This window comes from Erwinia billingiae Eb661, from assembly GCF_000196615.1.
Taxonomy (GTDB): domain Bacteria; phylum Pseudomonadota; class Gammaproteobacteria; order Enterobacterales; family Enterobacteriaceae; genus Erwinia; species Erwinia billingiae.
In genome coordinates, this window is sequence record NC_014306.1 from 2049645 (window position 1) to 2076247 (window position 26603).

At 57.1% G+C, this 26603-nt stretch carries 23 protein-coding genes; 13 read left to right on the forward strand and 10 right to left on the reverse strand.

The window, feature by feature from the left end; genetic code table 11:
• Positions 1–29 precede the first annotated feature (29 nt).
• The 6 genes from EBC_RS10855 to EBC_RS10880 all read left to right on the forward strand — a co-directional run bounded on the left by EBC_RS10855 (position 30) and on the right by EBC_RS10880 (position 8163).
• Entirely contained in the window at positions 30–914 is an 885-nt protein-coding gene (locus EBC_RS10855; RefSeq protein WP_013201832.1) for an OmpA family protein, read from the forward strand.
• 523 nt (positions 915–1437) lie between these two features.
• Complete coding sequence (locus EBC_RS24685; protein ID WP_157868013.1) at positions 1438–2220, forward strand: hypothetical protein; 783 nt, start codon at positions 1438–1440, stop codon at positions 2218–2220.
• A gap of 110 nt (positions 2221–2330) precedes the next feature.
• A complete protein-coding gene (locus EBC_RS10865) occupies positions 2331–4622 on the forward strand; it encodes a type I secretion system permease/ATPase (protein ID WP_013201834.1) in 2292 nt (763 codons plus the stop codon).
• Entirely contained in the window at positions 4622–5857 is a 1236-nt protein-coding gene (locus EBC_RS10870; RefSeq protein WP_013201835.1) for an HlyD family type I secretion periplasmic adaptor subunit, read from the forward strand. Before EBC_RS10865 ends, EBC_RS10870 begins: the two co-directional genes overlap by 1 nt.
• A gap of 15 nt (positions 5858–5872) precedes the next feature.
• Positions 5873–7402, forward strand: coding sequence for a TolC family protein (locus tag EBC_RS10875; RefSeq protein WP_013201836.1), 1530 nt, complete (start codon positions 5873–5875; stop codon positions 7400–7402).
• A gap of 56 nt (positions 7403–7458) precedes the next feature.
• Complete coding sequence (locus EBC_RS10880; protein ID WP_041692274.1) at positions 7459–8163, forward strand: response regulator transcription factor; 705 nt, start codon at positions 7459–7461, stop codon at positions 8161–8163.
• A gap of 3 nt (positions 8164–8166) precedes the next feature.
• Here EBC_RS10880 and EBC_RS10885 read toward each other — a convergent pair whose 3' ends face one another.
• From EBC_RS10885 to EBC_RS10905, 5 genes are all read right to left on the reverse strand, one after another.
• On the reverse strand, positions 8167–9675 hold the full coding sequence (locus tag EBC_RS10885) for a tetratricopeptide repeat protein (protein WP_013201838.1): 1509 nt from the start codon (positions 9673–9675) through the stop codon (positions 8167–8169).
• A 159-nt stretch (positions 9676–9834) separates the two neighbouring features.
• Positions 9835–10839, reverse strand: a complete 1005-nt coding sequence (locus EBC_RS24690; protein WP_013201839.1) for a fimbrial protein — start codon at positions 10837–10839, stop codon at positions 9835–9837.
• Between the two features lie 13 nt (positions 10840–10852).
• The gene (locus tag EBC_RS10895; RefSeq protein ID WP_013201840.1) at positions 10853–13387 is read right to left on the reverse strand and encodes a fimbria/pilus outer membrane usher protein; all 2535 of its coding nucleotides are present in this window, start codon (positions 13385–13387) and stop codon (positions 10853–10855) included.
• Between the two features lie 103 nt (positions 13388–13490).
• On the reverse strand, positions 13491–14171 hold the full coding sequence (locus EBC_RS10900; protein ID WP_013201841.1) for a fimbrial biogenesis chaperone: 681 nt from the start codon (positions 14169–14171) through the stop codon (positions 13491–13493).
• Between the two features lie 132 nt (positions 14172–14303).
• Positions 14304–14834: a fimbrial protein gene (locus tag EBC_RS10905; RefSeq protein ID WP_231853690.1), complete on the reverse strand. Its 531-nt coding sequence runs from the start codon at positions 14832–14834 to the stop codon at positions 14304–14306.
• Positions 14835–15219: 385 nt separating this feature from the next.
• Here EBC_RS10905 and EBC_RS10910 point away from each other — a divergent pair, with 385 nt between their 5' ends.
• Positions 15220–15873 carry an EAL domain-containing protein gene (locus EBC_RS10910; RefSeq protein WP_013201843.1) on the forward strand — a complete coding sequence of 218 codons (654 nt, stop codon included), beginning with the start codon at positions 15220–15222 and terminating at the stop codon, positions 15871–15873.
• A 273-nt stretch (positions 15874–16146) separates the two neighbouring features.
• On the opposite strand, the gene pth is transcribed toward EBC_RS10910, so the two are convergent.
• Positions 16147–16734 (reverse strand): aminoacyl-tRNA hydrolase, encoded by a 588-nt coding sequence (pth, locus tag EBC_RS10915; protein ID WP_013201844.1) that lies wholly within the window; start codon positions 16732–16734, stop codon positions 16147–16149.
• 275 nt (positions 16735–17009) lie between these two features.
• Between pth and ychH the strand changes: the two genes are divergently transcribed.
• Positions 17010–17291, forward strand: a complete 282-nt coding sequence (ychH, locus tag EBC_RS10920) for a stress-induced protein YchH (protein WP_041691986.1) — start codon at positions 17010–17012, stop codon at positions 17289–17291.
• A gap of 40 nt (positions 17292–17331) precedes the next feature.
• Here the strand turns inward: ychH and EBC_RS10925 are convergent, their stop codons facing one another.
• The 4 genes from EBC_RS10925 to lolB all read right to left on the reverse strand — a co-directional run bounded on the left by EBC_RS10925 (position 17332) and on the right by lolB (position 21370).
• Complete coding sequence (locus EBC_RS10925) at positions 17332–18501, reverse strand: GGDEF domain-containing protein (RefSeq protein ID WP_013201846.1); 1170 nt, start codon at positions 18499–18501, stop codon at positions 17332–17334.
• A 270-nt stretch (positions 18502–18771) separates the two neighbouring features.
• Positions 18772–19719 (reverse strand): ribose-phosphate diphosphokinase, encoded by a 948-nt coding sequence (gene prs, locus EBC_RS10930; RefSeq protein WP_013201847.1) that lies wholly within the window; start codon positions 19717–19719, stop codon positions 18772–18774.
• 134 nt (positions 19720–19853) lie between these two features.
• A complete protein-coding gene (gene ispE, locus EBC_RS10935; protein ID WP_013201848.1) occupies positions 19854–20750 on the reverse strand; it encodes a 4-(cytidine 5'-diphospho)-2-C-methyl-D-erythritol kinase in 897 nt (298 codons plus the stop codon).
• Positions 20747–21370 (reverse strand): lipoprotein insertase outer membrane protein LolB, encoded by a 624-nt coding sequence (gene lolB, locus EBC_RS10940; protein WP_013201849.1) that lies wholly within the window; start codon positions 21368–21370, stop codon positions 20747–20749. The genes ispE and lolB overlap by 4 nt, the downstream gene beginning before the upstream one ends.
• 227 nt (positions 21371–21597) lie before the next feature.
• On the opposite strand from lolB, the gene hemA reads away from it, so the two are divergent.
• From hemA to kdsA, 5 genes are all read left to right on the forward strand, one after another.
• Complete coding sequence (gene hemA, locus EBC_RS10945) at positions 21598–22854, forward strand: glutamyl-tRNA reductase (protein ID WP_013201850.1); 1257 nt, start codon at positions 21598–21600, stop codon at positions 22852–22854.
• A 39-nt stretch (positions 22855–22893) separates the two neighbouring features.
• Complete coding sequence (prfA, locus tag EBC_RS10950) at positions 22894–23976, forward strand: peptide chain release factor 1 (protein WP_013201851.1); 1083 nt, start codon at positions 22894–22896, stop codon at positions 23974–23976.
• Complete coding sequence (gene prmC / locus EBC_RS10955; protein WP_013201852.1) at positions 23976–24806, forward strand: peptide chain release factor N(5)-glutamine methyltransferase; 831 nt, start codon at positions 23976–23978, stop codon at positions 24804–24806. Before prfA ends, prmC begins: the two co-directional genes overlap by 1 nt.
• Before the next feature lie 96 nt (positions 24807–24902).
• Entirely contained in the window at positions 24903–25712 is an 810-nt protein-coding gene (sirB1, locus tag EBC_RS10960; protein ID WP_013201853.1) for an invasion regulator SirB1, read from the forward strand.
• Positions 25713–25731: 19 nt separating this feature from the next.
• Positions 25732–26586 (forward strand): 3-deoxy-8-phosphooctulonate synthase, encoded by an 855-nt coding sequence (gene kdsA / locus EBC_RS10965; RefSeq protein WP_013201854.1) that lies wholly within the window; start codon positions 25732–25734, stop codon positions 26584–26586.
• The last annotated feature ends 17 nt before the right edge of the window (positions 26587–26603 follow it).

Here is a 26603-nt window from a genome sequence, read left to right on the forward strand (position 1 = left end):
TGCCCTGCGGGGCACCCATGGAGGAATACATGAATCCTTTTAAAATATCACTGCTGGCAGTGGTCATCGCTGGTGCCGGATTACTCTCGGGCGTGGCTGTTTCTGCTCCGGCCGGGACGTTTTATGGTCAGGCCTACCAGCCGGGTATGGGCGTCGGAAAACAGCAGGCGCAGATTATCTATTTTCGCGCCGCTGACGTGGCGGGTGAATCTGCCGCGCACGTCTATGTTGATGGCGAGTTCCAGAACGCGCTGCTGACAAACAGCTTCACCCGCTTCTGCGTCTCGCCGGGTGAGCACAGGCTGGGGGCGTATCAGAACGATGCACCAAACTATAAGGGCAAAACACTCGCGCCGAAAATGGCCCTGAGCGGTGGCAAAACCTACTTTATGCAAGTGGGGAGTGCCGCCGATGGTCGTCCGGTTGAAGTGAGTGAAGCGCAGGCCGAGAGCGTGCTGAAAGGCCTGCATCAGCAGGTGCACGTGCTGTCGCGCGCTTCAGCGGTGCAGAGCTGCCAGCTGCAGCCGGAGTACAAAGAGTACGTGCTGTCTGGTGACGTACTGTTCAAATTCGGCAAGTCGATGCGCCATGATATGACCCCGCAGGGTCGTCAGGCGGTGGGCAAACTGATTGGCCAGCTGCACGAAGATCACGTCAACCTCGACAGTATTGAGGTGATTGGTCATACCGACCCGATTGGCAAGGAGAGCAGCAACTATGCCTTAGGCGCCCGCCGCGCCAGCACGGTGCGCGAGATGCTGATCGACGGCGGTCTGCCGGCGGCCAATATTCAGGCGACCAGCGCCGGAAGTTCGCAACCGCTGGTGGCAAGCTGCAGCGGATCGCGCCAGGCGCAGGCGGCCTGTTACGCGCCCGATCGTCGGGTGGTGGTGCGGGTGAAAACGCAGCACTAAGGGGGTGAGCGTTTTTCTAACAAGTTGTTAATAATCAGGAGGCTATGGCCTCCTTTTTTTATGGTTTTTCTTTGTGGTTATAAGACCTGGCTTGTGTTGTCCCCGCCGGCATTTGGGGTAATTTACCGCCCTGAGTGGCGTCACCTACGCGCTGTATCAGCACGATCGCTATGAAGCGGAGTTCCTGATCCAGATGGGCATGGTGGCGCACCTGAGTTGATTAACCCGCTGTTTTATCAGTTAAAAAATCAATCTCATCATAAATAGCATGCCGTGCTGCGGGTGGTGTAAGGCTATTCCTACGCGCCATTAAGTAAAGCACGATTCAGAAAAGTCCCGATATTCCTTATCCTCGCCTCACTTCTTAGGGGGATGCGTCAGTCAGGGCAGTTAACCGACGCCGCTTCCCGCCAATGAACGCTCAATCCGACGTCTCAACACACTTTCGCTGAGGTATTGCATGTTGTTAAACAGGCTTCTGGCTGGAACGGCGCTGATATCCGCCATCATAATGTCTCCGGTGATGGCGACCCCGTCTGATAAGACCGCGCTGTTCGGCGAGTCTTATGAGAAGGCGATCCCGGTGGTGGCAGGCGTCAGCCAGGTGGTGTATTACCGCGCGGACAACACTCAGCCCGCGCCTGGCGGTGCCAACATCTATCTGGACGGTCACTATCACACCAGCCTGATGCCTGGCGGCTTTACCTCGTTTTGCGTCCGTCCGGGCCAGCATACCCTCGGTGGCTATGTGCAGGACTCACCACAATATGCCGGCAAAAACGGCGAGCGTTTCACGGCAGCGCTGAAGGGCGGGCATACCTATTTCCTGCGCATCGACGAGCAGCAAAAGCGCAGCGATCCGCCGGTCGCCGTTACCGCAGATGAGGCCGGGCGCGAAGCCACGACGCTGCGCCGCCAGGCCCACGTTCTGCCGCGCACGGCTGGGGTGGTGGTGCCCTGTGTCTATGACCGTCATCAGGTCCAGCCGGTTTCCCATTACCTGTTTAAGAGCAGCGATCTGTTCGCAGACGACCAGCTCGCCCCGCACATCAGCGAGCAGGGGCGTGATGCCCTCAACAACTTTGTTGTCAGCCTGCACGTGCAGTACCTGCAACCTCAAAATGTCACGATCCGCATCTGGCGGCCGGCCGGCGATGACATCGTCCAGTCCGGGGAGCGTGCAGCGGCAATCCGCCGTGAGCTGATGATGTCAGCGATCCCGAAGGATGTGATTGCTATCGATATGGCCCAGTGCAGCGACGCCTGCACGCCGGGCGAACAGGATATCGACATCCTGCTGAATTAACCGCCCGTCAGGGTTTCAAGGTGCCGGGCGCTGCCTGGTGAACATCCACTGGTGAAACGGTTTGCCGTTTCTGCCCCGGCCCCGTGCGGCCTGAAAAAAATGAGATGCAGATGAACGCGAATAACACTCAACCTCTGCCCGAAGATGAACTGCAACAGCTAGCCCAGGTGCATACCCGCATCGACGATACCCTGCTGCAAAGCGTGGCCTGGGTATGTGAGCACTACGGCATGGGCCGCAGCCAGCAGTCGCTGGTGGCCGGGCTGCCAAAAGAAGCCTTACTTTCTCCTTCGCTGGCGCTGACCGCCTTTGAGAATGCTGGTTTTACCAGCGGCCTGGTCGAACGTCACCTGTGGGAGTTGCCATTACAGGTCACCCCGATCGTGCTGGTGCGTAAAGGCTCCGGCGGCTGCGTGCTGCTGGATCGTGAGCGCCGTAAAAACGCCGAAGACAAGATGACCTGGTTCTACCAGATCATCCTGCCGGAAGTGAGCAACGAGCCGGTGGAAATCGAACACGCCGAAGTGGAAGAGTGGTACAGCGGCTACGCCATTATGAGCAAGCCAAAGGCCAAAATTGACCGCCGCGTGGTGGAAGGCCTGCCGGAGAACCAGAAGCACTGGCTGTTCAGCACCCTCTGGCGCTATCGCCGTTACTACCGCAGCGGCGCGCTGGCCTCGGTGCTGATTAACGTGCTGGCGCTGGCCAGTATCTTCTTCACCATGAACGTTTACGACCGCGTTATTCCGAACCAGGCGTTTACCACCCTGTGGTCGCTGGCGATTGGTGTGACCGTGGCGATGCTGTTCGAAGCGGTCACCCGCTATGTGCGTGCGCATTTACTCGATACCGCCGGCAAAAAAGCCGACCTGATTGTCGGCAGCCTGTTATTCCGCCAGGCGCTGTCGGTGCGCATGGAGCACAAGCCGCAGTCCTCCGGCACCTTTGCCAACCAGCTGCGTGAGTTTGAGTCGGTGCGTGAGTTCGTCTCCTCCGCCACGCTGGCGGCGCTGGCCGACCTGCCGTTTATCCTGCTGTTTATGGGGGTGATCTTCACCATCGGCGGTCCGCTGGGCTGGGTACCGATGCTGATGCTGCCGCTGATCCTGATTGTCTGCGTGATTATCCAGTGGCCGCTGGCAAAAATCATGAAGGCCAACCTGCAGGAAGCCTCGCTGAAGCAGGGCGTATTGATTGAGTCGATTGAAGGAATGGAAACGCTGAAAGCAGTCAACGGCCAGGCCTATATGCAGCGCCGCTGGCAGAACTTCAGTGCCCTGCAGGCCGGCAGCGCCTCGAAATCGAAGCGTTTCTCAACGCTGGCAACCGGCGTGGTGACTTTCCTGCAGCAGTTCCAGACGGTCATGCTGATTGTGATTGGCGTCTACCTGATTGATGCCGGAACCCTGACCATGGGTGCGCTGATCGGTACCGTGATGCTGGCCGGTCGTGCCACCGCGCCACTGGGGCAGGTGATTGGTCTGGCGACCCGTTATCAGCAGGCGAAAGCCGCGCTGGGCTCGCTGAACAAACTGATGTCGATGCCGGTTGACCGTGATGAAGAGCAGGAATACGTCACCGACCCGGACCTCAGCGGCGGCATCACCCTGAAGGGCGTGCAGTTCAGCTACCCGGCACCGCCAATGCGCCCGAACCCGAAAGTGCTGCACAGCATCAGCCTGGACATTAAAGCCGGTGAGCGCGTGGCGATCCTCGGCGCGATTGGCAGCGGCAAATCGACCCTGCTGCGGATTATGGCCCGTCTGTATATGCCGACCGAAGGGCAGATGTTTGCCGCCGGTCTGGACGTGAATCAGATTGACCCGGCCGACTGGCGTCACACCGTGGGCTTCGTCAGCCAGGATGCGCGTCTGTTCTACGGCTCGCTGCGTGAAAACGTGATGCTTGGCGTACCGGATGCCTCCTCCAATGAATTTATGCGCGTGCTGAAGCTGACCGGGCTTGATCAGATTGCCGCCCGCCATCCGCAGGGTATCCACCTGCCGGTGGGTGAGCACGGCGGTAACCTGTCCGGCGGCCAGCGTCAGCTGGTGGCACTGGCGAGGACCTTACTGACACGTCCGCAAATGCTGCTGCTGGATGAACCGACCAGCGCGATGGATGCGCAGACCGAACAGCAGTTCCTGCGTCATCTGCATGCGGCCACTACCGGACAGACCCTGATTGTGGTTACCCACCGTCCGTCGCTGCTGAGCCTGGTGGATCGCATCATCGTGATCGATAACGGCAAAGTAGCAATGGACGGCCCGAAAGAGAGCGTGCTGGCACGACTGCGCGGCGAACAGCCCGCCACCCCGGCCACCACAGCTAACGTGAATACTGCAGCACCGGCGGCAAACAGCCCTGTTCCGGCTCCGTCTGCAACAGAGGAGAGCGCCTGATGGCCAAGTTATCCCTGCGTCGTAAACAGACGCTGAACGCCGGTGATGCGGCCTTTATGAACGACATTCAGTCCTCGCTGCTGAGCCAGAAAACTCCCGGCTCGCACCTGGTGCTGGTGATCTTTATCGCCGTCATCGTTGGCTTTATCAGCTGGGCGCATTTCGCCCGTGTGGAAGAGATCACCAAAGGCGAAGCAAAAATCGTCTCCCGTAGCCATGAGCAGGTGATTCAAAGCCTGGAAGGCGGCATCCTGGCCACCATGGATGTGCACGAAGGGCAGGAAGTGAAACGTGGCGAAGTGCTGCTGAAAATTGACCCGACCCGGGCGCAGGCCAGCTATCGCGAAACGCTGAACAAGGTGCTGGGCCTGAAGGGCACCATCGCCCGTCTGCGTGCCGAGGCCTATGGCCAGCCGCTGGTGTTTGACGAGCAGGTGCAGAAAGATCCGGCGGTGATTGAGCAGGAAACCAAAGCCTATAACGCCCGTAAGGCCGCGCTTCATGACGCCATCAGCGCCCTGCAGCGCAGCTTTGACCTGTCGATGCGTGAAATCAAGATGTCCCAGCCGCTGGCGGATCGTGGCCTGCTGTCTGAAGTGGAAATGCTGCGTATGCAGCGCCAGGCCAATGACCTGCAGTCGCAGATTGTTGAGCGCCGTAACCGCTATCAGGCCGAGGCCAATGCCGACCTGAACAAGCTGGAGCTGGAGCTTTCACAGACCAGCGAAAACCTGATTGGCCGTGCCGACGTGATGGAACGTACCACCATCAATGCACCGGTGAACGGCACGGTGAAGAATATTCGCGTCAACACCATTGGCGGCGTGATTCAGCCGGGTGAACACATTATGGAAATCGTGCCGTCGGAAGACCAGCTGTTGGTTGAAGCGAAGATCCGTCCGTCGGACGTGGCCTTCCTGCACCCTGGCTTACCGGCGACCATCAAAATCACCGCCTATGACTACGCCATTTACGGCGGTCTTAAAGGCAAGGTGGAGCTGATCAGCCCGGACACCATTAAGGACGATGCGAAAACCGCCGCCGGTCGCCCGGACGACACCTACTACCGGGTGATGGTACTGACCGACAGCAGCACGCTGAACGTCGGCAATAAACAGCTGCCGATCATCCCTGGCATGGTAGCCAGCGTGGAGATCCGCACCGGTGAAAAAACCATCCTCGAATACTTGCTGAAGCCGGTGTTTAAAGCACGCGAAGCCTTCCGCGAAAGATAATTACGGACCCGACAAATGAAAACTTTATTAACCTCGCCACGTCACCTCGTGGTGCTGGTAGCGGCCGCCCTGTATATGCTGAATACCCACTCAGCCCACGCCGCTCAGAACGATAAACTGCTGTTTACGCCGGCGGCACAAAGCGCACCTAAGCCGCTGTTTGGTGGCAATAGCGCCAGCAAAGCGACGCCGGTTCAGCCAGTGACCACTGCCGACAGTGAGCCCTTTTTTAAAGCGCATGAATCTGCCGAGCCGACCAATATTAACCTGACGCCGGCACCTAAAATGGCGGTGGAGAAAGCACCAGCCAGCGTGGTGCGTGCCAGCCCTGGCGAGCGTGAACTGCGTGAAATCTTCTACCATGCGGTCGCCGTCGCCGTTCAGCGCAGCCCGCAGCTGCGGAGCGCTGAGTTTGCTACTGAAGCCGCACGTGAAGATGTGAAATCAGCGAAAGGCGCGCGCTATCCGCAGGTGGATCTGAATACCGATTCACGCCGCTGGCAGTTTGGCAAAGGCAACCGCAACGGCAGCACTACGCCGGCGATTGGCGTGAACGTGGCCACCACGATTTATGATTTCGGCCAGACGTCACACACCATCGACAGCAAGCAGCACTCGGTCACTGCAGCGGATTTCCAGCTCGATGCACAGCGCGAAGACCTGTCCTGGCAGGTGAGCAGCGGGCTGGTGGAACTGGCCAAGCAGCGTCTGATCATCAAGATGAGCGAGCAGTACGTGACGCGCATGAATGAGCTGGTCACCATGCTGAGCGGCATTGTCGGTCAGGATCCGGGCCGCCGCAGCGAACTGACTCAGGCCACCGGCCGCCTGTTACAGGCGCAGTCCGCGCTGGATAACGCCGTGGCAAAAGCGCGTGACTCGGAGATTGTGCTGTATCGCCTGCTGGGCGAAACCCAGGTGGCGCTGCCGGATAATACGGCATGGAACCTGAAGCCTGGCTCGCTGGATGCCTTACTGGCCCAGGTAGAGCGCCACCCCACGCTTGGCCAGGCGCGCGAGCAGGCCGAAGCGTCGCTGGAAGAAGCGAAAGCGCTGAAGGCCTCGAATTTGCCTAAGCTGAACTGGGTAATCAGTAAAAGCACCGCCCGAGATGATTATGGTCAGGAAGAAGCCTGGCAGACCGGCGTCAACGTTTCCTGGGGCGTCTTCCGTGGCGGCTCAAGCGCAGCGGCGGAGCAGGCGGCGGTGCAGCGCGCCTATGCCCAGCGCGAGCTGGCGGAAAACCAGCTCGACGACCTGCAGCAGCGCGTCCGTGCGGCGGATCAGGATGCACGATCGATGCTGCAACGTGCCGATCTTTATCGTAATCTGACCAAAGAGTCTGACCGCATTCGTCTCGACTTCTTTGACCAGTGGTACCACCTGGGGAAAAGGACCTTACTGGATGTGCTTACTTCAGAATCGGATTATTACAACAACCGCGTGGCGGAAGTGACCAACCGTTTTGATGGTTACAGCGCTATTTTCCGCGGGTATGCCAGTGCCGGCGAGCTGTTAGCCTGGTTGCAGGATCAGAAAAAATAATGCTAATTTCCGGGCGGCAGCGTCAGCGCTGTCGTCACGTTGCAGAGGTGAAGTGCATGAATTCTTTTAACGATAAAAAAATTACCGTGGTGCTGCTCGACGACCATCCGATGATCCGTTACTCCTTTGAAGTTGCGGCGTCCAAAGAGCCGGATATCAACATGGCGGCGACCTTTGGCCACAGCCGCGATCTGCTGAGCTGGCTGCGCGATAATGATGCCGACGTGTTGATGCTCGACTACATCCTCAACAGCGATGAGATGGACGGGCTGTCGCTGATCAAACAGATTCAGGCGCATCACCCGGAATTGAAAATTCTGCTCTCCTCTTCGATGGAAAGCCTGGCAGTGATCCGCGCGGCGTTTATGGTCGGCATCAAGGGCTATATCACCAAACGCGAAGAGACCGGGCTGTACTTCGATGCGGTACGCACCGTGGCCGCAGGCCAGCGCTACGTGCCGGAAAACGTGGCGATTGAACTCTCCCAGGTGCCGACCCGCAAACGCGATCACAATATCCTCGACATGGCGTTTATCGCCGATACCGACGAACTGGATATCGAAAAGCTGAGCAAGCTGCTGACGCCGCGCGAAGCGGAAATCATCCGCTGCTTCCTCGACGGCATGGCGATTGTCGATATTGCCGCCAAGCTGAAGCGCAGCCGCAAAACCATCAGCGGTCATAAGCAGACCGGCATGAAAAAGCTGGGTATCAGCTCCGATCTGGAACTGTTTAAATACCGCAGCGATCTGTTCAAATAAGCCTTAACGCGGCGCGGCCAGCAGCGGCTGTAGCGCCTGCTGGATCCGCGCCACCACCTGCGCTTCCTCCTCGCCCGCACCGCGCTGAAACAGGCGCATCTGCGGATACCACAGCGAATCCTCTCTGCCCGCCGTCCACCGCCAGTCGGTGGAAATACCCGGCACAATCAGCCAGCAGTTTATACCCAACGCGCCCGCCAGGTGCGCCACGGAGGTATCCACGCTGATCACCAGATCCAGCTGCGCCATCACCGCCGCCGTCTGCGCATAATCGGTAAACTGGTGCCCAACGGCCAGCAGCGACTGAGGCTCAGCGGCAGTTAACGCTTCCTCCTCTCCCGCACCTTTTTGCAGGCTAATCCACTGAATTCCCTCCACCTGCAACAGCGGGGCCAGCGCAGCCAGATGGCTGAGCGAACGGTGCCGATCGTTGTTATGGCCGACCGAGCCTTTCCACACCAGGCCCACGCGCAGCGTTTTGCGGCTGTTCTGCGGCAGCGGCCAGGCGGCAATATCGCCGGTGGTGGCATGCAGATAGGGCGGTAGCGGGCCAAAAGGCGAGGGGGTGTCGAGAAAATATGCTGGCAGATCCAGCAGCATACAGACGACGTCAGTGACCGGGTGCGCAGAGACCTCTTTGCTGGAGACGATATGATCGACGCCCGGCAGGGTTGTCATCAGCCCGACCAGCGCCGGGCTGCACGCCAGCATCACCTGCGCGGCATGTTTCTCACTTTTTAAGCGCGCGACATAGCGGCAGAACTGAATCTCATCGCCAAAACCCTGCTCGCGCAGCACCAGGATGCTCTTTCCCGCCAGATCTTCCCCCTGCCACCAGGGCTGGGGAAGGGCGGGGCGCAGAAAGAAACGCTCGGGATTGGCCGGCGCATAGCGTTGTTGATAGTGCCGCCAGCCTGCCGCGAAATTGCCCCGACGCAGCTGGATCATTCCTAATGTATTTAGCATCCGGCTGTCCTCAGTGCGGCTTTCCAACGCCTGGCTAACCGCCTGTTCGGCCTCCTCCAGCCGCTGCATATGCGCCAGCGCGGTGGCATAACCAAAGCGCGCGTCGGGATAATTCGGCTGAGCGGCCAGCGCCAGCTGATACTGTTCAATGGCTTGATGATGACGGTCGGTTTTGTGCAGCAAAATGGCGTAATTATTGCGGCAGGCGGCATAGTCGGGCAGCAGTGCCAGTGCCTGCTGGTAGCACTGCTCTGCCTCGGCAAAGCGCTGCGACTCGTAGCAGGTCAGGCCGAGGCCGTTGAGCGCGCCGGCATCATTGGGGGCGATTTTCAACAGGCGTCTAAAGTCGCGCTCGGCCTGAGCAAACTGGCCGCTGCGCCGCATCAATCTGGCCGCTTCATGCAGAAACCAGCGGTCATTGGGAGACAGCAACAGATGGGCGCGGATTTTTTTCAGCGCCTCATCGCTGCGCCCCTGTTTCAGCAGCTGGGTCACCGCCTGCTGCTGACGGGCGGAATTGAGGGCGGGGCGCTTGTTGTTTATCACGTGGGGGGATTTCCATATCTGCCGGGAGAAGGCGCTATTTAACCAGAGTGGCGAGGTGACGGGCGATCAGCCCGGTCTGGGATTCGCGGCAAAAAAAAAGGTGTTGCACAAACTTTTGCGCAACACCGGATAACAACACGTTATCGACACGGTAAGGATTCAGTTATAGGTCATGGTAAAGGTGGCCAGCGCGTTCGCCCGGCCGGGGGTGATGTTGGATTGCGTCTGATAGTAGCGGGCACTAAACGGCACGCTGTACCCCCCGGCAGCGGCGGCGGTGCCTGCGGCCGTAATTGACCCAAACTTCACCGGCGCGGTGTTGTACAGCACTTGCACGCCGACACCGCTGGCGGCAACACCCGGCGACGTCGCATTCAGCGCGATAACGCCCGGTGCGGCAGAGCTGTCAGCGGTGGCATCCAGCTTAAAACTGACGCGCGCGCCCGCGGCACAGGTCAGGGGAATGTTGAAGTTCCTGTCGGGTGAGGTACTGCCCTTGCCGCTAAACGAACGCTTTTCAATATCGCCGAGCGGCACCTGAATGGTGTCGCTGTTAACGGTACAGGCTGGGTTGCTGATGCTTGAGCTGGCCAGTCTGGCGGTGTAAATGTAGTTCCAGCTGCGAATGCTGGCCCGGACCAGCGTGCCGGTACTCATGGGGCCGCTCCCCGCGGTGGCCGAGATTTTGACCAGTTCGAAAGTGACCGGTCCCCAGGAACCGCCGCAATAGGTCCAGGTGCTGCCTGACCAGGAGCAATGGTTTCCTGTCAGGATGCGATCAAATGCCCCTTTGCCAAATGCCCCTGCGGTAGAGCCCGCACCCGGCGTGACGATGCGGATAGCATAACCGGCTACGCCGGACTGATAGAGTATTTCGCCGCCGTAAGTCACCGCAGCCAGGCCCGGAGACCGCCAGTCCTGCTGATTGAAGGTGGTACATCCGGTAATAAAATAACCGCGAGATGCGATCAGATTGGACGTCTTTGTGGCAACAACCTTGCCGACCGCCGTCGCCGGCGGCACCACCACGTTGCCAAAGCTGATGGATTCCTGGGTATCGGCAGAATAGCCGGCCGCAAAGGTACAGTCGGCCCAGGCGGGCAGGCTGCCGCACAGTGAGACGACGGCGATGGCAGGTAAAAACGCTTTTTTCACGATATTCATAACGTCGATTCTCTTAGCGGCAGGCAGCGGTTAAGGTCAGGACTGAGGCGGCGCCTTCAGTGGCTGGCAGAGTAAAGTTAAGCTGGCATTGCTGGTTGGATGCGTTGCCCCATTGCACCTGCAGCTCGCCTTTATCAGGCACGCCGCTCAGGTAGAGCTGACCATCGGTGCCGATAATGCCGCTGTTTTCCAGCGCGCCTTTGGGCTGGCGAAGGGTGGCGATAGCGCCAAACGGCACCGGTTTGCCCAGGTAGCTGAGGGTGAGTAATACGCGCTTACCGACGCGGGTGTTGAAATCGGCCAGTACCACGGCACCGCGGGTTGGGGTGACCGTCTGGATGCTGCCGTCAATATCGACATCTTCCGCCAGCGTTTCGGTGTCAAGCACAATGCGGTTCTGGCGATAGGTGCTGACATACGGCACCACGGCATAACCGCGCCAGTCGGTTCTGACGCCGCTATTATTCTGCACTTTTACGTTGCTGGCCCCCGGCGCCCGCACCAGCGCCAGGGTTTCGCCCTGTTGCTGAGAGAACGTCACGCCATAAGGGTGAACCACTATCCCCCCCTGCAGACCGTAGTTAATCTGCTGCGCATCCCCTGAGGTGTTGAAGCCACCCTGCATTTCGCCGTAGGTGCCTTTGTAACTGGCATTGGCATTGCTGCTCGCACCCTGGCCGCGATTACCGAAGCTCTGCTGCAGGTTATAGCTGAGGTTGTTGTCGGCCAGCGCGGTGCCGCTGACGCCGACCTGGTGGTTTGTACTGCCACGCCGACTGCTATTGATATTGTAACTGGCCCAGCTGTTGCTCAGCCATTTGCCGAGCGGGATCTGCACGTTGAAGGCAAACTGCTGGTCATTGGCATTATTGCCTGGTGCCTGGCTGTAGGTGTAGCTCAGCCCATAGGTGATGCTGTTGTAGCTCAGGTTGTAGCCGGCACTGACATTGCGCTCATAACCGCTCTGCTGCCAGTAGTCCTGCTGCCAGGCCGACAGGTAAAGGTTGCCGAAGCTTTTCAGCGACTGATTGATATTCACCTGCGCCTTGCTGCGCTTGTTGCTGTTTTGCTGCCAGGCGTTAGGGTCAAAGGTGCCCAACTCGTTGGCATCGCGAAAGTCATAAAAGCCGAGGGTGGAGTAGCGATAGCCCGCCAGAGTGAAGGTGGTGTTGGTCGCTTCAATATCTTTCGCGTACTGGAAACGATATGACTGCCCGCGATGACGGCTGCCATCGCGCAGTTCGGTGCTGGCCTGAGTGACATCCAGCGAGATTGAGCCGAGTGTGCCAAAGCCATGTCCAACCCCCATTACCTGCGCGTTATAGCGTTCAGAGACCAACAGACCGCCGTATACCGTGGTGTTCGCCGGCAGGCCATAGATCAACGTGCCCTGAGCAAAGGTCGGCGTGCTGGCTTGCGTATTACTGGAACGATATTCACCGGCGGTAGCGGCATACTTCATTCGACCTTCGCGCAGCATCACCGGCACTGCTGAAAATGGCTGCACCAGATGGCGTTCCGTACCGTCGGCTTCGGTAATGGTGATAGCCAGATCGCCGCTGGAGGAAGTAGGGTAAAGGTCGGTGATGGCGAAGGCGCCGGGCGGCACGTAAGTCTGATAAATGATATAGCCATTCTGACGCACGGTAACCTGAGCGTTGCTTTGCGCAATCCCGCGTACCACCGGCGCAAAGCCTTTCAGGCTGTCGGGGATCATATTGTCATCTGACGCCAGTTGCGCACCGCGAAACTGCACGCTGTCAAACACTTCACCAGGGGACGCGCTGTCACCCAGCGTCAGCTGCGCTTGCAGCGGCTGCACATCGCGCTGCAAGAAGGTGTTAACGTTTTGAGCGTTGCCGTTATTCAGGGTGGAATAATTACGCAAACGCCATGCGCCCAGATTCACGCCGCTGCGCAGGTTAAGGTAATAGTTGTCTTGCCGATCTGAACGGCGATCGACGCGGGTGCTGGCGCCACTAAAGGTATAGTTCAACAGCGCGGCGGGCATCCCCTGGTCCCACTGCGACGGGTCGACATAGCCCCGCGCTTCGCTGGTCAGCGCCGCCTGAGGAATGCTCAGGTTAAGGCGCTGCTGGTTGAAATCAAACTGGCTGGCGGCATGCGGAATATACCCCTCCAGCCCGGTGAGCGGCTTATCGACGTCCAACAGTTGCAGCGCAGGGAAAGCGTCAAGTTTGACTCCCATCGCCCGCAGCTCGGTTGGGGTGAATTCCGGCTGCAGCTTGCCGTTAACATCGACAAAGTTGACGTCACGGGTGTCAATCCGGCTGTCGTTAAGATAAATATCGACGTGATAGGATCCGGGCATCTGACCGCCGCTGACCGAAAATTTTTCCAGATCGATAGCCGACGGCTCACTGGTCATCTCCAGTGCCGCCGGATTGAAATAGTCTTCCGCCTGCGCCATCGGTGAGGTGATGCCTAATCCGCAAACCAGCAGGGAAGAGAGGAAACGCTGTTGCGGCGGCATCGCCCGGGAGGCGATCGCCGTGCTGGAATGTTTTTCAACGCTGAATTTTTCCATAACCAAGGCTCCTCTTCCGGAATGACGGCAACAGGGGGCCGCTCCACGGCCTGGATGGGCAGCGGCGGGTGACCGGGATTGCAGGTAAACGACAGTGCGGGTGTTACAGCGCCTTGCTCAATGCGGGCGTAATCCCCCCAAAATCAGTGATGGTCTGCCAGCTGACCTGACTGCCAGCGCCGGCGGGGAGTGGCAGTTTGATGCTGCTGAACGGTGCCACGCTGCCAGCCTCTTTGATCTCGGCACTGCCGACCTTGATGCTGTAGAACGCGAGGTGATAAGCCGTTGGGTTGCTGACCGTAAGCTGGCTGCCCTGACGGGTAAAGGTTAAGGCTTTGTAGGCTTCGGCTGCGTGGCTGGCTAAGGCCGCCGGGCGATAAATCAGCTTTATGCGCGTTTTCATCGAGATCTGCAGCTGATTGGCGCTGGATTTCTCAGTGGAGGGAATGGATTTGATATTCAACCAGTACAGCGATTCGCGATCTTCAGGTAACTGACCGCCGGTACGCACGATGCGCAACGCGTTTTCCTTGCCCGCATCAAGGCGAAACAGCGGAGGGGTGATGATAAACGGCGGTTTGCTGTTCTCCGCCGTGGCATTTTCGACCCAGGACTGGATCAAAAATGGCGTGGTTTTTTCCGGGTTACTGACGTTGACCGAGGCTTCTTTTTTCGCGCTGTCATAAATGACCCGCGTGCCGCCAACAATGATACCGGCGGTAGCCGCCTGGCTGGCTGCCAGTAATCCAACAATCAAACAAAGCGTTTTAATCTTGCGTAACACGGCGTTCCCCCTGAGGAATGGCTGGTGAAGCTGAGTATCTGGCGGCACCGGTATGGCGCCGCGGTCATTTATCCTTCCCTGTCGGTGCTGTGAACTGGCACCCATTCCTTCAGACCCATGCAGCCTCTCGGCTTAGTTGTAGGTGATAGTAAACTCGCTGACGGCACCCGCAGTACCCGGCCGGATGGTTGCTTTGGTGGCAACATACTTGGCGACGAAGTTAAAGGTGGCAGTGGTCGCCACGTCCTCGTTTTTAGACTTGCTAGCGATGGGGATCAATGTCGTGGTGTCCTGCTCGTAAATCCCTACTGCAACCCCATCGGCTTCTGCGCCAGCATTCTCGGTGAGTTGCAGCAGCTCGCTATTGATAGGATCTTTGGGGCCGTCAAACTTAACCGCGGCGGTAGTGATAGCCACCGGGCAAGCTTCCAGCAGGATGCTGAAATTTGTTGGGCTGGCGGTGCTGCCTACACCCGAGAAGGCAGTAGCCTGCACATCACCCAGGGGAACGGTGACGGTTTTGGACCCGGTGGAAACCGCACAGGTATTATCAATAATGTTACCGGTGAAGTTCACGCTGCCATCAGCCGCCTGAGCGACACAGACAAACGCGGAGCCTGCCAGCAGGGCGATTAGCTTTAGGTTATTGGTGGTCATCATCATCTTAATCTCGTCATTTTATTAAAAGAGCGAAGAAAATCAGCGGAAGATGAACTCACCCACTATTTCTCACGCCGCAGCATTCTTCATCTGCGGGCATTTTGACCAGGTCAGGCTGGTTAAAATATAAGCCTGGTCTTGGTAATCTCAGAAATGTCTCTGATGGGGGAACCGGAGGGGGCGCGGGATAGTGGGGCAATACGTTGCCGGACGTTTTCGGGCGATTAAATTGTTGCTGAGGGTGACTAAACAGTAAAGCTGCCGCTGGACCTGCCGATAACGTTAAAAATCGTCGTATTGATTCGCTGTTTTACAGAATAAGCATCTATGTTTTATCTGTACGACGATTTTTAGCATTGGCAGGACGCCTGAACATTGGCATGAAGGCATGATACATAATTACAACTGTGTTCCTATCCACACGCTGAACGGTGAACTGATCGCACTGGATCTGACGCCGGGCGAAATGGACATTGATTCGGGTACTCCGCTGGTCGATCAGCTCGATCCGGAAACCCTTTTGCTTAATCAATTGCTCACCATTGAGCATTACGCTGACTATTTCCAACAACACGGCTTGCTGTGCTGCCTGACAATCAACTTCCAACTGGCTAAAGTGGTTAGCCAGTCGGCGTTTATCCAGCAGATCCTCAGCCATTTGCCCTTTATCCGTCTGAAACTGTCAGAGGATTTCCCGAACCTGCACGATGGCCCGAACAATCCGCTGCTGCGCACGCTGATCGAACAGCTCAATATCCTGTGGCTGGATGATTTAGGGGCAGGGGACGCGAACCTGAATGCGCTGCAGTCGAAAATGTTCGAAGCGGTGAAGTTGGATCGGCAGTTCTTTCTCGATAACGTCACCAAACCCTGGTTCAGCATCCTGATCGCCAATATCCGCCAGTACACCAACCGGGTGATTGTCGAAGGGGTTCAGAGTGAAATTCAACTGGGGAAACTGGCCGAAAGCAAAATCTGGGGCGTTCAGGGCTACTTCTTACCGATGGTGGCGCTGAAAGAATTGGGCAAAGCCGACCAGTAATCTTTCGTTTAACCTGTATGTTCACCGAGCGGGTAACGATCTCAGCCTTTGACCTGTGTGTTCACCGAACGGGTAACTATCTCAATTGCTACAGGGTGGTGCCACAGGGCGCGTTAGCCGGGTGTATGCCGCAGGGATGCGGCATCCAAGCCCCCAGGGATGGGTTCACGGCGTCCCGGATAACGCGCCCTGTGGTAACGCCGAGCCACTGCACCGGTTTTGACCTTAAAATCACCGAGCCACCGACCCGGTTTTGACCTTCAACCGAAGAAATTACTCAGCCTTAAAACTGTGCAACCGGTTCATCGCCTTCAAGCGATCTTCCTTCAACCACACCTCAGTACAGCGCGCGGCTTCATCAATGGCATTATCAATCAACGACTGCTCGGCTGATTGCGGCTTGCCCAACACAAATCCCACCACCTTGTTGCGATCGCCCGGATGACCAATGCCAATCCGCAAACGGTGGAAATTAAGATTGTTGCCCAGCTTGCTGATGATATCTTTCAAGCCATTGTGACCGCCGTGACCGCCACCCTGCTTGAACTTCGCCACGCCCGGCGGCAAATCCAACTCATCATGCGCTATCAGAATCTCTTCCGGCGTGATCCGGTAAAAGGTCGCCATCGCGGCCACCGCTTTACCGCTTAAATTCATAAAGGTCGTCGGAACCAGTAAACGGACATCTTCGCCGCCAATATTCAAACGCGCGGTGTAACCGTAAAACTTACTCTCTTCTTTTAACGCTTGATTGTGACGCTGTGCCAATAAATCGACGTACCAGGCACCGGCATTATGGCGGGTGGCGGCGTACTCTGCGCCGGGATTGGCAAGGCCCACAATCAGTTTAATGCTGCTCACTTGTCTGTTTTCCTGAAGAGTGCGGTGAAGAAGGGGGCTAGTGTACTTTGCCCGGCTGAAAACGCAAAATCCCCCACCAAAACGTGACACACTCCGCAATAGTTCACTGGCGTGATAATGCATTTTCTATAAGAAATCAGTCGCTTGTGCGTAAAGAATTGTCAAACTTTTAGCAACAAATGTGATCTGTCCCGCACCAACTTAAACATCTATTGCATAAACTTATGACATGCGGGCACAGGACAACGCCCTTATCTGGAAACTGGAGGGGAATGATGAAACGTAAACATGCCAATTTGACCGGTAATTCATTAATGGTGTTTGGGCTGGTGGTGATGGTCGCTGGAGTCGGTTACTCCGTGCTTAATCAGCTGCCGCAACTGCAATTGCCCCAGTTTATGGTTCACGGCGCAATCTTCAGCATCTTTATCGGCGCATTGCTCTGGCTGGTCGGCGCGCGCATCAGCGGACGTGAAAAAGTCGCGGACCGCTACTACTGGGTGCGTCACTACGATAAACGCTGCCGTCGCAGCACCGATGGGCATAGCCACCATTAATCCCGTTAAAAACGCCTCTGTTCAGAGGCGTTTTCATCCCTTATCCCGCCACGCCTGACAGCGCATTCGCCTCGGTTGCCACAAAACGCGTCACCCGATTTCGCCCCAATGCCTTTGCCTGATACAAAGCTTCATCAGCGGCGACCATTAACGTTGGTATCTGATGGTAGGCACCCTGCGCGGTGGCGACACCGATACTCACCGTGTAATTCACCCCTTCCGGATGGGAATGCTCGACCGTCTGACGGATCTTCTCGGCAATCCGCAAGGCATCGCGCTCGCTGGCCACCAGAATCGCCGCAAACTCTTCGCCGCCTAATCGCGCAAAATGACTCTGCGCCGGCAGTGATTGCTGCACCTGTCGGCAAAAATCAATCAGCACCAGATCGCCCTGATTGTGACCAAAGCGGTCATTGATGCTCTTAAAATGGTCCAAATCGAACAGCATAATTGTCAGCGGCTGCGCCGTTTTATCGCACCGGCGAGCCAACGCTTCGCCCTGCTCAAACAACGCGCGACGGTTCCAGACGCCGGTCAGCGGATCGAGCAACGAGGCGTTCTTATACTTGATCTGCGTGCGCTCATTGACCATCGCCAACATGGTAAAGGTCAGCCCGATCACCATCATGATCGACTCCAGAATGACGTAAACCGAAAAGGTCGAACCGCCAATCGCGCCATGAAACGGGCTGGGAATGCCGCCATCCACCACCGCGCGCGTCAGATGGAAAACCAGATGGATCCACAACAGCAGTTGGGCCGGCCAGTAGGTCACCGGCAAGGTGGCCCGCGAACGGTGCAATTCAATAATCATCCAGCCAGTATAAATCACACACAGCAGACAGACCGCCAGAATGCGCATCGGCATCGAGTGGTAAAACGTCGACCACTGACACAACGCCAGCCACACCAATGGCCCGGCCAGCCACAACCAGCCGCTGCGAGCACCGCGAAACGCCCGAAAAGACATCACCAGCAGACTGTAGGCCAGCATCACCAGCAAATTGCCCACGCCAACCGGCAGAAACAGACTGCCGTTGCTGCGCAAACTGCTCAGGAACACCGCAATGATGGTGATCACCAGCGCCAGGCACTGAAAGCCCAATACGCGATTATATTGTGAGCCTTTCCATGCAAACACCATGATGATGCTGAGAAAAAACAGCACATAGAGCTCGCAAACAAACAGGGTATAGACGTCCAGCGTCATCTTAGGATTATTCCTGGTGGAATCATTCAGGCAAAATATCATTAATAAATAGCGGCCAAAAGAGCTGGCTGGCGGGAATGATAAAAAAGAGTTGCGAGAGAGGACAATCAGGACTAAAGGGCGGTACAGAAGGGCTGAGAACAGAGGCAATCGCCGGGGAAGGCTGGAGGCGGACCTTTAGATTGTTACGGAAGTGATAAAACAGGTTAACGAATTTGGAATAATTGACCGGAAAAAAAAAGAGGGACGGGCGAACCCGTCCCTTCGCTATCAATGCTCGAACATCGCAGAGATAGACTCTTCATTGCTGATGCGACGGATCGCTTCAGCGAGCATGCCAGACAGCGTCAACGTGCGCACGTTTGGCAGGGCTTTGATCTCTTCCGGCAGCGGAATGGTGTCGCAAACCACCACTTCATCAATCACGGAATTACGCAGATTTTCCACGGCATTGCCGGAGAAAATAGGGTGCGTGGCGTAAGCGAATACACGCTTGGCACCACGCTCCTTCAGCGCTTCAGCAGCCTTGCACAGCGTTCCACCGGTGTCGATCATGTCATCCACTAACACGCAGTCACGGCCAGCGACGTCACCGATGATGTGCATCACCTGTGAAACGTTAGCGCGTGGACGGCGTTTATCGATGATCGCCATATCAGTGTCGTTCAGCAGTTTAGCAATAGCACGGGCGCGAACCACACCGCCGATGTCCGGGGAAACCACAATCGGGTTCTCCAGGCCAATCTGCAGCATATCCTCAAGCAGGATCGGGCTACCAAATACGTTATCAACCGGGACGTCAAAGAAGCCCTGAATCTGTTCAGCATGCAGATCCACAGTCAGTACGCGATCGACACCTACGCTGGAAAGAAAGTCAGCAACCACTTTGGCCGTGATGGGTACACGAGCGGAACGTACGCGACGATCCTGACGGGCATAACCAAAATACGGGATTACGGCAGTAATACGGCCAGCGGATGCACGGCGCAGGGCATCTACCATCACAACCAGTTCCATCAGGTTGTCATTGGTAGGGGCACAGGTGGACTGGATGATGAAAATATCACCACCGCGTACATTTTCATTAATTTGTACGCTCACTTCACCATCACTGAAACGACCGACGGCGGCGTCGCCCAGGCTAGTGTAAAGGCGGTTGGCAATACGTTGTGCTAGTTCGGGTGTTGCGTTACCAGCAAAAAGCTTCATATCAGGCACGAGAAGAACCTCAGGCTTTGCGTCCAGAGAATGAACATCATCGTTAGCGGCACTGGGCGGAATACCGTAACGACGGTTTCATACGGGTATAGTCATCTACGTGCAGCATCAGGAACGTGGCGATGCTGTCACGGTCACTCTAATAACGTCGAAAGGTGGCGGTGCAGCGGCGAAACGTTAACGCCTCGCGCAACAAAGCTCTGCCACGCTTTCGGCGTTAGCTCAAACACCTGGCGGGCAGCGGACTCGGTGTCGAATTCAGCAAACACACAAGCTCCTGTCCCGGTCAGGCGCGACGGCGCGTATTCTAGCAGCCAGGAAACGAGCTGTTCAACCTCGCGAAAACGTTTTCTTACGACTGGTTCACAATCATTACGGAATTCAGCACTTAATAACTCACTGATTTCGCGGGCTGGCGTGGTGCGGATCAGCTCAGGATCGGTGAAAACAGCCGGTGTGGAAATGTTCACGCCAGGGTGGACAACAAGATACCATTTTTCTGCAGGCGACACCGGAGTCAATTTTTCGCCGACGCCTTCAGCAAAAGCAGCGAAGCCTTCCACGAACACCGGAACGTCCGCGCCCAGCGATAATCCCAAGTCGGCCAGCTCGCTCAGCGTGAAGCCGGTTTGCCACTGGTGATTCAGCGCGACCAGCACCGTGGCCGCATCAGACGAGCCGCCGCCCAGCCCGCCGCCCATCGGCAGGCGTTTCTCAATGGCGATGCTGGCACCGGCCTGCGCCGGTAGCGTTCCGCGCAATGTTGCCTGCTGCTGCAACAGCTTCGCCGCCCGCACCACCAGATTATCTTCCTCTTTTACCCCGACCACCGGCGTCAGCAGGCCGATCTGCCCGCTGGCGTTGGTTTCAATGGTCAGGGTGTCGCCATAATCGAGAAACTGAAACAGCGTCTGCAAATTATGGTAGCCGTCAGGACGACGGCCCGTGATGTAGAGAAATAAATTCAGCTTGGCGGGCGCCGGCCAGCTTTCACGGCTGCTCGCCGTCAGGGGAACGTTGCCTGCACTCATTTAACGATCCAGCTGTCCATTTTCAGTTTGATGCGCTGGTTGCCTTCTTTCAGCTCAAGATTGGACGGCAGCGTCGGGTTCTGCTTGCTGTCATAACCCTGATAGGTCACCTGCCAGTTCTGGCCGTCGCGGCTGTAATTCACCGACTTGAGGCGATACTGGTCGTCTAGCGTGTAATCGGACGAATCACCCGGCAGGCCCATCATCCACTGACGCAGGCTGTTTAACGGAATATCCATGCCGGTCAGCTGAGAAATCATCTTCTCGGCGTCATTGCTGGTATAGCGTTTGCCTTTGTTGTCGACTAGCTGCACCACGCTGCCCTGGGCATCCAGCTGCAACTCGGTGCTGCCCAACGGGTTGGTCAGGATCAAACGATAGCGATCGGGGGAGGTCTGCTGCCAGTTAAAACGGGCATAGACTTTCTGGCTATCAGAAAGATAGGCAAAAGCGCCGCGGGTCTGATATTGCGTGATTTTTTCAACGTCTTGCTGGTGCTGCTGCCATTGTGGCGAGGAAATACTCTTGCCAGGACCTTGCGGTTTATTGATGGTACAGGCGGTCAATAACAGGGCGGCAAGCGGGAGAAGCCGCATCAGGCGGCGATTCTGCGTAAACATTAAGGGGTCAACTCCTCAGACTCCGGAAGGGCTTTCATGCCCAAAGTAACCGTCCAAGCTAACCAGACCGGCGGACGGCGTCAATGCTCAATTTGTCTTATTTGATGCATAATAACTATATCTTGTTACAGCCTTCGATGAACGATGGCTTTTCTTGATCTCGCGCATCTTGTAGAATGCGCCTCACAAAACCCTATCAACTGTGGGATAACCCCAACCTAATCACCATGACCTTGCTGGCTCTCGGAATTAATCACAAAACGGCCCCAATTGCTCTGCGTGAACGCGTGACGTTCTCCCCGGAGACGTTGGATCAAGCCCTTAGCAGTCTGTTGGCCCAGCCAATGGTGCAGGGCGGCGTGGTGCTGTCTACGTGTAACCGGACCGAGCTCTACTTAAGCGTTGAGCAACAGGAAAACCTGCAGGAACAGTTGGTTAAGTGGCTATGTGACTACCATCATTTGAGTGCCGAAGAGGTGGCGAAAAGCCTCTACTGGCACCATGATAACGACGCCGTCAGCCATCTGATGCGCGTGGCAAGTGGCTTAGATTCACTGGTGTTAGGGGAGCCGCAGATTCTGGGGCAGGTGAAGAAAGCCTTTGCCGATTCCCATCGCGGACAGCCGATTGTCAGCGAGCTGGAAAGGATGTTCCAGAAAACCTTCTCGGTGGCTAAGCGCGTGCGCACCGAAACCGAGATTGGCGCTAGCGCCGTATCGGTCGCCTTTGCGGCCTGTACGCTGGCAAGACAAATCTTTGAATCCCTGGCCGACGTCACCGTGTTGTTGGTCGGTGCCGGGGAAACCATCGAACTGGCCGCGCGCCATCTGCGCGAGCACAACGTTAAAAATCTGATCATCGCCAACCGCACCCGTGAACGTGCCCAGTCTCTGGCCGATCAGGTGGGGGCGGAAGTGATCGGCCTGGCGGAAATCGACGCGCGCCTGGCCGAAGCCGACATCATTATCAGTTCCACCGCCAGCCCGTTGCCGATTATCGGTAAAGGCATGATGGAGCGGGCGTTGAAAAAACGCCGCAACCAACCCATGTTACTGGTGGACATAGCCGTACCGCGCGATGTGGAGCCGGAAGTCGGCAAGCTGCCGAACGCCTATCTCTATAGCGTTGACGACCTGCAGGCGATCATTGAAAGCAACATGGCGCAGCGTAAAGCCGCCGCCGTGCAGGCCGAAACCATTGTGGTGCAGGAAAGCAGTGAGTTTATGTCCTGGCTGCGGGCGCAGAACGCGGTGGAAACCATTCGCGACTACCGTTCGCAGGCCGACCAGGTGCGTGAAGAGCTGCAGGCCCGTGCGCTGACCGCGCTGCAACAGGGTGCCGATCCGCAGGAAGTGATGCGCGATCTGGCCCACAAGCTGACCAACCGTTTGATCCACGCTCCTACCAAATCTCTTCAGCAGGCTGCCCGTGATGGGGATGATGAACGCCTGCAGATTTTACGCGACAGCCTCGGGCTGGAATAGCGTTTTAGCCTCTATTGAATACAAGGTAAAACAACACCAATGAAGCCTTCTATTGTTGCCAAACTGGAAGCCTTGCAGGAACGCCATGAAGAAGTTGAGGCGATGCTGGGCGATGCGGGCGTGATTGCCGACCAGGACCGTTTTCGTGCTCTGTCACGCGAATATGCGCAGCTGACCGACGTGAGCCAGTGTTTCCGTCGCTGGCAGCAGAACCAGGACGATATCGCCGCAGCAGAAGAGATGCTGGACGATCCTGAAATGCGCGACATGGCGCAGGAAGAATTAAAAGACGCGCGTGCTACCAGCGAACAGCTGGAGCAGGAGCTGCAGGTTCTGCTGTTGCCGAAAGATCCGGATGACGAGCGTAACTGTTATCTGGAAGTGCGCGCCGGCACCGGCGGCGATGAAGCCGCGATTTTCGCCGGCGATCTGTTCCGTATGTACAGCCGTTATGCTGAAACCCGCCGCTGGAAAATTGAAATCATGAGCACCAACGACGGTGAGCATGGTGGCTATAAAGAAGTGATTGCCAAAGTGATCGGCGACGGTGCCTACGGGCGTCTGAAGTTTGAATCAGGCGGTCACCGTGTGCAGCGCGTACCGGAAACCGAGTCGCAGGGCCGTATTCATACTTCTGCCTGCACCGTGGCGATTATGCCCGAGCTGCCGGAAGCGGAAATGCCGGAAATCAACGCCGGCGATCTGAAAATCGATACCTTCCGCTCCTCCGGTGCCGGTGGTCAGCACGTTAACACCACCGACTCGGCCATCCGTATTACCCACCTGCCAACCGGCATCGTGGTGGAGTGTCAGGACGAACGTTCACAGCATAAAAACAAAGCGAAAGCGTTGTCGGTGCTGGGCGCGCGTATCCGAGCGGCAGAAACCGCCAGGCTGCATCAGGAAGAAGCCTCTACCCGTCGCAATCTGCTGGGCACCGGCGATCGTTCCGACCGTAACCGCACCTATAACTACCCGCAGGGGCGTATTACCGACCACCGCATCAACCTGACGCTTTACCGTCTGGATGAAGCGATGCAGGGCAAGCTGGATATGCTGATCGAGCCTATCGTGCAGGAATATCAGGCGGATCAGCTGGCCGCACTGTCCGGTCAGGACTAATGACCGTACGCCAGTGGTTGCGGGCGGCGATTGCCCGCCTGGCGGGCAGCGAAAGCCCCAAGCGGGATGCCGAAATCCTGCTGGGCTTCGTCACTGGCAAATCCCGCAGCTGGATTATTGCCTTTGATGACAGCGAACTGAGCGCGGAACAGCTCAGCCAGCTGGACGATTTACTGGCGCGCCGTGCCAACGGCGAGCCGGTTGCCTATCTGACCGGCCAGCGCGAATTCTGGTCGCTGTCCCTGAGCGTTTCCCCCGACACCCTGATCCCCCGCCCCGACACCGAATTGCTCGTCGAGCAGGCGCTGGCGCATCTTCCCGAAACTGCGAGTACCGTTCTTGACCTCGGCACCGGCACCGGCGCGATTGCGTTAGCCATCGCCTCCGAGCGGCCGGATTGCCAGGTAACGGGTGTCGATCGCATTGCCGCCGCGGTTTCGTTGGCCGAAAGCAATGCGCAGCGGCTGGGCATCACCAACGCACGGTTCCGGCTCAGCAACTGGTTTAGCGCGGTATCCGGCGAACAGTTCACGCTGATCGTCAGCAATCCACCGTATATTGATGCTGAAGATCAACATCTGCAGCAGGGCGACGTGCGCTTTGAGCCCGACAGCGCCCTGATTGCCGCCGATAATGGGCTGGCGGACATTAAGCAGATTGCAGCAGAAGCGGGGCACTATTTGCTGCCCGGCGGCTGGTTATTGCTGGAGCATGGCTGGCAGCAGGCGGAGGCGGTGCGGGCGATCCTGCAGCAGAATCATTTTGTCAGCGTCGCCACCGCAAAAGATTATGGTGGCAACGATCGTGTGACTTATGCCCAGAAACGCTAAATGAACGCAAGAGAATGACCGAATGGCGCGGTCCCCGGCTGACGGGGAGGCTATTTGGCGGTATCATCGTGGCAAAATGCCATTGTTGGGGAGTGTATGACGTCGATAGCAACTGAAGATCTCACAGTGTTACCACTGTGTGAGGCGGTAATAGCAGCCACCAAAGCTATCCGCCCCGATTTCCCTGCTGAAGACGTGAATAAGCAGTTAGCGGCACTGGTAGCAGAGGCCCGCGCAGCAATTCCACAGCAGTTAGAGCAGGACATGCAGCTTGAGAAGTTAATCGAGCTGTTCTGGAAACAGTGGGGATTTGGCGGCGCCAGCGGCGTATATCGCCTGTCCGACACTCTGTGGCTGGATAATGTTCTCAGAACCCGTCAGGGAACGGCTGTCTCGTTAGGCATCATTTTCCTGCACATTGCCGGTCAGCTGTCGTTACCGCTGATGCCGGTCATTTTCCCCACCCAGCTGATTTTACGTGCCGACTGGATCGACGAAGAGATGTGGTTAATTAACCCGTTCAACGGCGATACCCTCGATGAACATACGCTGGAAGCCTGGCTGAAGGGCAATATTGGCCCGGTCGCGGAGCTGTATGACGACGACCTTCAGGAAGCCGAACCGCAGCTGGTGCTGAATAAAATGCTCGATACGCTGAAATCCGCGCTGATGGAAGAGAAGCAGATGGAGCTGGCACTGCAGGTCAGCCAGGTGCTGGTGCAGATGGACCCGGAAGATCCCTACGAAATTCGCGACCGTGGGCTGATTTTCGCCCAGTTAGAGTGTGAACATGTGGCTTTGACGGATCTGACCTACTTTGTTGAACAGTGTCCAGAAGACCCGGTCAGCGAAATGATTAAGCTGCAGATCCATTCGATTGAACAAAAACAGATTACGCTGCATTAACAGAGAATAAGGCGAAGACATGAAACAGAAAGTGGTTAACATTGGCGATATCAAGGTAGCAAACGACCTGCCGTTCGTGCTGTTTGGTGGCATGAACGTGCTGGAATCTCGCGATCTGGCGATGCGCATCTGTGAGCATTACGTCACCGTGACCCAGAAACTGGGTATCCCCTACGTGTTCAAGGCCTCGTTTGACAAGGCCAACCGCTCTTCCATCCACTCTTACCGTGGCCCAGGCCTGGAAGAGGGAATGCGCATTTTCCAGGACATCAAAGCGGCCTTCGGCGTGAAGGTGATCACCGATGTGCATGAAGCCAGCCAGGCGCAGACCGTGGCTGACGTGGTGGACGTGATCCAGCTGCCGGCTTTCCTCGCCCGTCAGACCGATCTGGTTGAAGCGATGGCGAAAACCGGCGCGGTGATCAACGTTAAGAAACCCCAGTTCGTCAGCCCAGGCCAGATGGGTAACATCGTCGATAAGTTTGCCGAAGGCGGCAACGACAAGGTGATCCTGTGCGATCGCGGTGCCAACTTTGGTTACGACAACCTGGTCGTGGATATGCTGGGCTTCAACGTGATGAAGCAGGTGTCTAACGGTAGCCCGGTGATCTTTGACGTGACCCACGCGCTGCAGTGCCGTGACCCGTTTGGCTCCGCATCCAGCGGCCGTCGTGGTCAGGTCACCGAACTGGCTCGCGCCGGTATGGCCGTTGGCCTGGCCGGTCTGTTTATCGAAGCGCACCCGGATCCGGCTAACGCAAAATGCGACGGTCCATCGGCGCTGCCGCTGGATAAGCTGGAGCCGTTCCTGGCGCAGATCAAAGCGATTGATGATCTGGTTAAAAGCTTTGCGGAGCTGGATACCAGCAACTGAGAAATCGGTTAAGGACA

Excerpts from the sequence above, each read along its gene's own strand:
- ispE (WP_013201848.1), bottom strand. The coding sequence starts at position 20,750 with ATGAGTGCAGGCAACGTTCCCCTGACGGCGAGCAGCCGTGAAAGCTGG.
- EBC_RS10870 (WP_013201835.1), top strand. The coding sequence starts at position 4,622 with ATGGCCAAGTTATCCCTGCGTCGTAAACAGACGCTGAACGCCGGTGAT.
- ychH (WP_041691986.1), top strand. The coding sequence starts at position 17,010 with ATGAAACGTAAACATGCCAATTTGACCGGTAATTCATTAATGGTGTTT.
- hemA (WP_013201850.1), top strand. The coding sequence starts at position 21,598 with ATGACCTTGCTGGCTCTCGGAATTAATCACAAAACGGCCCCAATTGCT.
- EBC_RS10880 (WP_041692274.1), top strand. The coding sequence starts at position 7,459 with ATGAATTCTTTTAACGATAAAAAAATTACCGTGGTGCTGCTCGACGAC.
- EBC_RS10895 (WP_013201840.1), bottom strand. The coding sequence starts at position 13,387 with ATGGAAAAATTCAGCGTTGAAAAACATTCCAGCACGGCGATCGCCTCC.
- lolB (WP_013201849.1), bottom strand. The coding sequence starts at position 21,370 with ATGTTTACGCAGAATCGCCGCCTGATGCGGCTTCTCCCGCTTGCCGCC.
- kdsA (WP_013201854.1), top strand. The coding sequence starts at position 25,732 with ATGAAACAGAAAGTGGTTAACATTGGCGATATCAAGGTAGCAAACGAC.
- prmC (WP_013201852.1), top strand. The coding sequence starts at position 23,976 with ATGACCGTACGCCAGTGGTTGCGGGCGGCGATTGCCCGCCTGGCGGGC.
- EBC_RS10865 (WP_013201834.1), top strand. The coding sequence starts at position 2,331 with ATGAACGCGAATAACACTCAACCTCTGCCCGAAGATGAACTGCAACAG.
- EBC_RS10910 (WP_013201843.1), top strand. The coding sequence starts at position 15,220 with ATGATACATAATTACAACTGTGTTCCTATCCACACGCTGAACGGTGAA.
- EBC_RS10905 (WP_231853690.1), bottom strand. The coding sequence starts at position 14,834 with ATGATGATGACCACCAATAACCTAAAGCTAATCGCCCTGCTGGCAGGC.
- EBC_RS10875 (WP_013201836.1), top strand. The coding sequence starts at position 5,873 with ATGAAAACTTTATTAACCTCGCCACGTCACCTCGTGGTGCTGGTAGCG.
- EBC_RS24685 (WP_157868013.1), top strand. The coding sequence starts at position 1,438 with ATGGCGACCCCGTCTGATAAGACCGCGCTGTTCGGCGAGTCTTATGAG.
- EBC_RS10925 (WP_013201846.1), bottom strand. The coding sequence starts at position 18,501 with ATGACGCTGGACGTCTATACCCTGTTTGTTTGCGAGCTCTATGTGCTG.
- EBC_RS24690 (WP_013201839.1), bottom strand. The coding sequence starts at position 10,839 with ATGAATATCGTGAAAAAAGCGTTTTTACCTGCCATCGCCGTCGTCTCA.
- sirB1 (WP_013201853.1), top strand. The coding sequence starts at position 24,903 with ATGACGTCGATAGCAACTGAAGATCTCACAGTGTTACCACTGTGTGAG.
- EBC_RS10855 (WP_013201832.1), top strand. The coding sequence starts at position 30 with ATGAATCCTTTTAAAATATCACTGCTGGCAGTGGTCATCGCTGGTGCC.
- prfA (WP_013201851.1), top strand. The coding sequence starts at position 22,894 with ATGAAGCCTTCTATTGTTGCCAAACTGGAAGCCTTGCAGGAACGCCAT.